An 8,939-nucleotide genomic window follows, 5' to 3' on the forward strand; every position below is an offset into this window, starting at 1 on the left:
CTTTCAATTGTAGTTAGAGGACTTTTCTCTTAGCGATAACATATGGGTTCTCTGGAGCACCAATAAATGTTCGATTGGGAGAAATGATAATGTCCTTATCAAGAATCACGTTATCTATTACCGTGCCACTGTGCACATCACATCGCTGCATGACAATTGAATTTCGAACGACAGCATCTTTATGAATATGAACACCACGGAAAAGAATGCTGTTTTCAACTGTTCCTTCAATCACACATCCATTGGCTACAAGTGAGCCTGTTGCTCTAGCGCTTTTTGTGTACTTCGTTGGTGGTTCGTCTTTTGTCTTCGTATAGATGGGTTTGCGGTTAAGAAATAGTTGAGTATACACATCCATATCTAGCAAAGAAAGACTATGTTTGTAGTAGCTTTCAATTGAATTAATGACGGCTAAATAACCAGAGTATTCGTATGCACGAACGTTTAGACGATCTAGATTTGCCATGATTCCATCAAGTAGTAAATTGTCTTTCTTTCTAGCAATGCAATAATCAACTAGTTCTAGCAACAATGATTTTTTGACGATATACATATCCATAAAGACATTGGAGTTGCTAGCATCTGTTGTGATGTTAAGAACATTGCCGTCTTCGTCGAGCTCCAATTTTTTTTCACGTGTATGTTCATAAGAAAGATGAGAAATAGGTTGATAGATGGTCGTGACATCAGCGCCTAAGGCGAGGTGCTGCTCAAATACTTTTCGATAATCGATGTTGCAAATATGATGGCTACCTGTTATCAAAACGTATTCACCTATGCCACGATCAAAGAAGTCCCGATTATTATGAAAATGTTGTAAGTCCCCTCTTGATAGATCGCTAGGGTCATTCCAATCAGGCGGAAGGATAAATAATCCTCCACGCTTTCGGTCTAAATCCCAAGCTTTACCTGTACCTAAATGGTCCATTAACGATCGATATTTTCTTCTTGTGAAAACAGCAATATCTTGAATGTTGGAATTAACCATATTGGAAAGAACAAAGTCAATGAGTCGATAACGACTGCCAAAAGGAACAGCTGCCCCACAACGAAAATACGTTAAATCTTTTAATAGATCCATTTCCCCGTCTAAATGAATGACACCAATCAATTTTTCCATGCCCTACTTCCTCTCATTGATTAAATTTTTATCTAGGGATCGTCACAAGTTTTTCTAGTGTTGTCTCTTTGTCAATCACAATGATTTCATCATCGGGAGATTCAATGTCTGTATAGTCTGGTATTGTGACTCCTTCCATGACAATTACTTTTTTTTAATTTCACATGTTTTCCGATTTTGGCATGAGGCATAATGACACATTGTTCGAGTTGACTGTTGCAACCAACTCCTACTTGATGAAAGAGAATAGAATGAGAAATCTCCCCATATATGACACAACCTTCGTTAATAAGAGAGTCAGAGATTTTAGCATGTGGTGAGATATACTGAGGCGATGGGCATTCATGGACAGAGTAAATTCTCCAATTGTATTCATTAAGCTTAAGAGAAGGCTGACTAGCTAATAAATCCATATTTGCTTCCCAATAACTTTGAACGGTACCAACATCTTTCCAATAACCAGAGAAAGGATAGGCAAAAAGTTTTCTATTATCGCCTAGCATAGCTGGAATGATGTCTTTTCCGAAATCATGGTGAGACTCACTAGTCTGTGCATCATTTAGTAAATATTCCTTTAACACAGACCAATTAAAGATGTATATGCCCATTGATGCTAAATTGCTTTCGGGATTGGCGGGTTTCTCTTCGAATTCGAGGATGTTTCCATCTTCATTGGCATTCATGATGCCAAATCGACTCGCTTCATCCCAAGGAACTTCAATAACTGAAATGGTCGCTTCTGCACCGCGTTCTTTATGATAGTCAAGCATAAGACTATAATCCATTTTGTATATATGATCACCGGAAAGGATAAGGACGTATTCTGGATCATATTGCTCGATAAAGCAACTGTTTTGATAGATGGCATCAGCTGTTCCTAAATACCAGGAGCCTCCACGTTTCTCTACAAATGGAGGAAGACATGTTAAACCGCTATTTCTTCGATCTAAATCCCAAGGAGTTCCAATTCCGAGGTGGTTATTAAGAGCAAGAGGTTCATACTGAGTTAAAACGCCAACTGTTTCAATTCCAGAGTTAATGCAATTGCTTAATGGAAAATCAATAATTCGATATTTTCCTCCGAAGTAAACAGCCGGCTTGGCTAACTTTTTCGTGAGATTTCCTAAACGTTTTCCTTCTCCGCCTGCAAGTAGCATCGCAACACATTCTTGGTTTTTCTTCATTCCTTACCGCCCCAGTCTTATATATTTTTTTAGTGAGAGGACAATCTAGAGGGGATACAATTTTGTGTAGAGGCAACTCCTTTCTTGAGTGGCATGACCAATATGGTGTTTTATTTTATGCGCTGGAAAGCGGTTAACATTCCTAAACTTTCAAAAAAATTTTTTATCATATTTTGAGCTCGTACATTTGTAAAAAAAAGACAATTGTTATTAGGGTAGACTAGCATCAAGTAATGCTTTTGAACTAGATGAAAGGAAACTTTTTAATTAGGTATAGTTTGCAGATGAAAAGCTATTGTTAATCTTGTAACAATTGATAAAGGTCTGTAAGTCTTACTTCAAAAAAGAATGCGTCTGACAAAGGATAAATAGTAAGATGGTCTTAGTTGTGGTAAAATGAAAGAAACATTAGAAATATGTAAGTGTGTTTTGGGACGATATGCCTTGGGGGGATAAAGTTGAACGTCAATCATGTGAATGCTATATGTAGAGCTACGAAGGAGATTCTGACTAATCATTTTGGTCTAGAAGTGTCACCTCAAGCGCCAAGTTCAGGAAAAGGAATGATTCCGTCTAATGAAATTGCTGTTATTTTAGGTGTAAAAGGAGAGTTGAAAGGTCAAATTGTTTGTTCTTTTTCAACGGATACAGCTAAAGGGCTAGTAGGCATTATGATGGGCGGCATGCAAATTGAACAATTGGATGATATGGGATGGAGTGCTGTACAAGAGTTTGGAAACTGGGTTGCAGGAACAACAGCAACTGAATTATCAAAAGTACCATGTATTATTGATGTAACACCACCTATTATTAATGAGGGTGATTCGAGATTTCATTCAGAAAGTCCTTTTATTACGGTTCCTCTAGAAAGCAAAATTGGTGGAATTGATGTACATATATCAGTAAAGGAAAATTAACAAAAAAACCGCCTGTTCTAAGGTGGTTTTTTTCTACCTATAAAGATGTAAAAGATTACGAGTGAAATGCAAAAGAGTGTTCATCCTATACAAAAAAGGGTAAACTTCATGAAGGATATAGTAAGGAGTTGAGTTTAATGTCAAAAAAAATCGATATGTCAAAATTTGAAAAGAAAATGATCATTCGTAACATTGAACCTGCAGACTTTGATGACATTATTGAAATGTCTAAGGTGTGTTTTCCTAACATGGAACCATGGGAGCGCGAACACTTACAAAGTCATGTTGATATATTTCCGGAAGGGCAATTTTGTGTAGAATACGACGGAGAAATCATTGGGTCCTGTTCAAGTTTAATTATTAATTTTGATGAATATGATGACCAACATACATGGGATGAAATTACCGACAATGGATATATTACGAATCATGATTATGAGGGATACAATCTTTATGGAATTGAAGTCATGGTTCATCCTGAATACCGACGGATGAAGATCGGACATAGGTTGTACGAAGCGAGAAAAGATTTAGCGCGGGAACTGAATTTAAAGAGTATTATCATTGGTGGGCGTATTCCAAACTATTTTAAGTTTGCTAAAGAGATGACACCTAGAAAATACGTTGAAGAAGTGACGATGCACAACATTTATGATCCAGTTTTAACGTTTCAAGTTATGAACGGTTTTACAATGAAGCGTATCAATCCAAATTATTTGGAAGATGATCGTGCGTCTTTACGCTATGCGACATTAATGGAGTGGAATAACATTGACTATCGTCCAACGATACCAAAGCGCCAATTTAAAACATCGTTTCCTGTTCGAATTACGACGATTCAATATGCGATGAAGAAGATCTCTTCGTTCGAAGATTTTGCGATTCAATGTGAATATTATACGGATGTTGCTGCAAGCTATCATTCCGATTTTGCTGTATTTCCTGAGATTTTCACGCTACAATTGTTATCCTTTTTGCCAGAGAAAAGTCCAAGTTTGGCGATAAGACGATTAACAGAGTTTACCGAGGATTATATTGAGCTATTTACGAACCTGGCCATAAAGTATAACGTAAACATCATTGGGGGTTCCCATTTCGTAGAAGAAGAAGGGAAAATTTACAATATTGCTTATTTATTTAGACGAGATGGAACAATTGAGAAGCAATATAAGCTTCATATTACACCTAACGAGCGCAAGTTCTGGGGAATCTCTGGTGGTAACCATGTTAATGTGTTCGATACAGATTGTGGAAAGATTGCGATTCAAATCTGCTATGACATTGAATTCCCTGAGTTAGCGCGTATTGCGGTCGATAAAGGAGCCAATATTATCTTTACCCCATTCTGTACAGATGACAGACAGGGTTATTTACGTGTTCGTTATTGCTCTCAAGCAAGAGCAATTGAAAACCAAGTGTATACGGTTTTGTCTGGTACAGTCGGGAACTTAACAGATGTCGAGAATATGGACATTCAATACGCTCAATCAGGCATCTTTAGCCCTTCTGACTTTACCTTTGCACGTGATGGGATTGTAGGGGAATGCCAGGCAAATATTGAAACGGTTGTTGTTGGGGACGTTGATCTAGAGATCCTTAGAAGAAATCGAAGAGCAGGAAGCGTCAATCAATTACGCGATCGTAGACACGATATTTACTCCATCAATTATAAACAATAATCCCTTTTGATGTTTATCCTCTCTTTAGTTTGGTTAGGCTGATGTGTGACTCATAAGGGAGGTCAACATGATGAGACTAGAGAGGGAGCCGAGTTTTCGTTGGCCAATTCTAACCATTGGTTTGTGTTCTATTTTATTTTTATCTTTCTTTCTAATCACGCTTACAAGTTCAGAGGAGCTTGAAACCCAATGGAACTTGTCTTTTGCTGGGGCAGATGAATATTTCCAAACGGGAGAAGCGATTGATTTCCATATCTTCCTTGAAGATGAATTTGGAAATGGAATTGAAGCCACATCCGTAAAGGCTGTGTTTGATCGTCCACATACCGTTCATCAAATTGAAAAAGTGTTTAGCCGTTTTGATCACGGTCTTTACGGGGCAGAGGTCGTCTTTTCGGTACCTGGTGAATGGATTGCTATGATCGAAGCGAAAAAAGGAAACAAAGTGTACCGAAATCAAGTTTTATTTCAAGTAAGTGGACCGGTTGTATCGGAATCGTCGCGAGATCCAAAAGACCATTTTCATTTGGAACAACCACTTCCTAACGAAATTAAGCGTAGTATAGAGAATCGATAAAGAGAAAGATGAAAAGTGTTACGACACTTTTCATCTTTTCTTTTTATTTTTGAAATTTTAAAGGATATTGTGTAATTGGCATAGAATTGACATGCTATAATAAAGGACAAACCCACAGCATAATTTAGGAGGAAACATATGAGTTGGATAGAGCAATATGAAAAATGGAGTACTTTTTCAGCCTTAGAAGAAGAGTGGAAAGAGGCATTAGAAGCACGAAAAGATAATGAAATCGAACTAGAAGATTGTTTTTATAAAGATTTAGAATTTGGTACGGGTGGGATGAGAGGCGAGATTGGCCCAGGACCAAATCGCATGAATACATATACAATTCGCAAAGCGGCGGAAGGCCTTGCGCGATTTATCGAAGAAAAAGGAGAGCAAGCAAAAGAGCGAGGAGTAGCCATTGCTTTTGATTCTAGACATAAATCAAGGCAATTTGCACTAGAATCGGCTTTGACGCTTGGAAAACATGGAATTCGCTCTTATTTATTTCATGAGCTTCGTCCAACGCCAGAGCTTTCATTTGCAGTGCGTCATTTACAAGCTTATGCAGGCATTGTCATTACGGCTAGTCACAACCCTCCAGAGTACAATGGTTTTAAAGTGTATGGAGAAGATGGTGGACAATTGCCACCAGGCCCAGCAGATGAGCTAGTCAATTACGTTAATTCAGTGGAAGACGAACTACAGATCAAAGTAGCGGATGAGTTAGATCTAAAAGGCGATCGTATTTTACAAGTCATTTCCGATGAGATTGACAGCGCTTATAATGAAAAATTGCAGTCGATTATTGTTCAAAAAGAAATGGTAGAGCAATTTGGAGATAAAGTGAAAATTGTTTTTACACCGCTTCATGGTGCGGCAAATATTCCAGTTCGTCGCGTGCTAGAATCAAGTGGTTTTTCACAAGTGACGGTTGTACCTGAACAGGAATTGCCAGATCCAAACTTTTCTACGGTGAAATCACCAAACCCAGAAGAGCATGCTGCTTTTGAATTGGCGATTGAACATGGAAAGAAATTAGATGCCGATGTATTGATTGCTACCGATCCTGACGGTGACCGTGTTGGAGTTGCTGTAAAAAACCGTGAAGGCGAATATGTTGTTTTAACAGGAAATCAAACAGGTGCCCTCATGCTTGATTACATTTTATCGCAAAAACAAAAACAACAAACATTGCCTGAAAATGGAGTTGTGCTAAAAACCATTGTAACTTCAGAAATCGGAAGAGCTGTGGCAAGTGCCTACCAATTGGAAACAGTTGATACGTTAACTGGGTTTAAGTTTATCGGAGAAAAGATTAAGCAATACGAAGAGTCTAACGAATATTCATTTTTATTTGGATATGAAGAGAGCTATGGCTACTTAATTGGTGATTTTGTAAGAGATAAAGATGCTGTTCAGGCATGTTTATTAGCGGCGGAATTAGCAGCTTATTATAAGTCACGAGACATGAATTTATATGATGGGTTAATGGAGGTTTTTGAAAAGTACGGCTACTATCAAGAAGGACTTGAGTCGTTAACCCTAAAAGGGAAAGCCGGAATTGAGCAGATTAATCAAATCCTTACCTCCTTCAGACAGACCCCACCAGCTGATATCGAGGGGAATTTGGTAACAAGAATGGAAGACTATAAAACAAGTGTTGCCACAAATCCAGCAACTGGTGAAGAGGAAACCATTGAATTGCCACCTTCGAATGTCTTAAAGTACATTTTAGAAGATGGATCGTGGTTCTGTATTCGTCCATCCGGAACAGAACCGAAAATTAAGTTTTATTTTGGTGTTTCGAAAGAGACGTTAGAAGAAAGCCAATCAGCTCTTGGATCGTTAAAACAAGCTGTTATGAGCCTCGTTCACAAACTTATTTAATATGTAAAAAAGCTACCCTGATTTGGGTAGCTTTTTGATTTTCCGAGGCATATGTACTCATGATTTTCAAGAACTCGTCATAAATTGTAAGAAAGCAGTTCAAGGAGGGATTCGATGTCGGCGGAAAATTGGAAGCAGCTTGAACACTCTATTGCTGAAATTACAGAGATCGCAGAGGGATTTGGCTTAGATTTTTATGAAATGCGTTATGAAATATGTCCTGCTGAAATTATTTATACATTTGGTGCGTATGGGATGCCTACTCGCTATAGTCATTGGTCTTTCGGAAAACAGTTTCACAAAATGAAACTACAATATGATTTTGGACTTAGCAAAATTTATGAGTTAGTGATTAATTCTGATCCATGTTACGCCTTTTTATTAGATAGCAATTCATTAATTCAGAATAAATTAATTGTCGCACATGTTCTTGCTCATTGTGACTTTTTCAAAAACAATGTGAGGTTCTCAAATACGAGAAGAGATATGGTCGAGAGTATGAGTGCCACCGCGGAGCGAATTGCCCATTATGAACACATTCATGGGAAAGAGGAAGTTGAAAACTTTTTGGATGCCGTCTTAGCGATTCAAGAGCATATTGACCCAAGCATTCTCCGTCCAAAATTGAATTGGAGCATGGAAGATGAAGAGGATACAGAACCTATAAGAAAGCAGACAGAGTACGATGATTTATGGGCTCTTGATGAAAAGAAAGTACCTGAAAAGCCTAAAAAGAAGAAAAAACATTTCCCGCCAAGTCCAGAAAAAGATATTCTTTTATTCATTGAAGAGTACAGCAGGGAGCTTGAACCATGGCAGCGTGATGTGTTAACAATGATGCGCGAGGAAATGTTATATTTCTGGCCACAGCTTGAAACGAAAATCATGAATGAAGGTTGGGCTTCTTATTGGCATCAACGAATTTTGAGAGAAATGGATTTGACGAGTGAAGAAACGATTGAATTTGCTAAATTAAATGCGGGTGTCGTGCAACCTTCCAAAACATCAATCAATCCATATTATTTGGGGTTAAAAATATTTGAGGACATTGAAGAAAGGTATAACAATCCAACAAAGGACATGCAAGAACGCCAGGGAATAAAGCCTGGAAGCGGGCGGGAAAAAATGTTTGAGGTCCGAGAAATTGAATCGGATATTTCATTTATTCGAAATTATTTAACGAAAGACCTTGTCACAAGAGAAGACATGTATTTGTTCCAAAAGCAGGGCGCTGACTATAAAATTGTTGATAAACAATGGGAACCAGTCCGAGATCAACTGGCACAATCTAGAGTAAACGGAGGTTTTCCTTATTTAGTGATCACAGACGGAGATTACTTAAAAAATGGAGAACTCTACATTAAGCATAATTACGAAGGAACAGAGCTTGATGTAAGCTACCTAGAAAAAGTCCTACCATATCTACACCAACTATGGGGACGCCCTGTTCATATCGAATCCATTATAAACGAAAAGGAAATCGCCTTCGTCTATGACGGAAAAAAAGTGCATAGAAAATACCTATAGAGTATCAACCCAAAGGGGGAGGTAAGCCCTTTGGGTTGATACTCGAAGCGAAGAGAAGAG

The 8,939-nt window shown here is 38.1% G+C and carries 6 protein-coding genes and 1 pseudogene; 5 read left to right on the forward strand and 2 right to left on the reverse strand.

All coding sequences use genetic code 11. From position 1 onward, the window contains the following. Window positions 1–13: 13 nt before the first annotated feature. Window positions 14–1,120, reverse strand: coding sequence for a glucose-1-phosphate adenylyltransferase subunit GlgD (glgD, locus tag JCM9140_RS07830; RefSeq protein WP_034744629.1), 1,107 nt, complete (start codon window positions 1,118–1,120; stop codon window positions 14–16). Window positions 1,121–1,148: 28 nt separating this feature from the next. Further along, window positions 1,149–2,304: pseudogene (locus JCM9140_RS07835) on the reverse strand (glucose-1-phosphate adenylyltransferase). Window positions 2,305–2,762: 458 nt separating this feature from the next. Here JCM9140_RS07835 and JCM9140_RS07840 point away from each other — a divergent pair. From JCM9140_RS07840 to JCM9140_RS07860, 5 genes are all read left to right on the forward strand, one after another. Then, window positions 2,763–3,221, forward strand: a complete 459-nt coding sequence (locus JCM9140_RS07840) for a chemotaxis protein CheX (protein WP_034744632.1) — start codon at window positions 2,763–2,765, stop codon at window positions 3,219–3,221. A gap of 137 nt (window positions 3,222–3,358) precedes the next feature. Next, a complete protein-coding gene (locus tag JCM9140_RS07845) occupies window positions 3,359–4,900 on the forward strand; it encodes a bifunctional GNAT family N-acetyltransferase/carbon-nitrogen hydrolase family protein (protein ID WP_034744635.1) in 1,542 nt (513 codons plus the stop codon). A 67-nt stretch (window positions 4,901–4,967) separates the two neighbouring features. Beyond that, window positions 4,968–5,477: a hypothetical protein gene (locus tag JCM9140_RS07850; RefSeq protein ID WP_156314832.1), complete on the forward strand. Its 510-nt coding sequence runs from the start codon at window positions 4,968–4,970 to the stop codon at window positions 5,475–5,477. A 138-nt stretch (window positions 5,478–5,615) separates the two neighbouring features. Next, window positions 5,616–7,352, forward strand: coding sequence for a phospho-sugar mutase (locus JCM9140_RS07855; RefSeq protein ID WP_034744637.1), 1,737 nt, complete (start codon window positions 5,616–5,618; stop codon window positions 7,350–7,352). Between the two features lie 114 nt (window positions 7,353–7,466). Then, window positions 7,467–8,879: a SpoVR family protein gene (locus tag JCM9140_RS07860; RefSeq protein ID WP_034744640.1), complete on the forward strand. Its 1,413-nt coding sequence runs from the start codon at window positions 7,467–7,469 to the stop codon at window positions 8,877–8,879. The last annotated feature ends 60 nt before the right edge of the window (window positions 8,880–8,939 follow it).

The sequence above is a fragment of the Halalkalibacter wakoensis JCM 9140 genome (assembly GCF_000513095.1).
Lineage (GTDB): Bacteria > Bacillota > Bacilli > Bacillales > Bacillaceae_D > Halalkalibacter > Halalkalibacter wakoensis.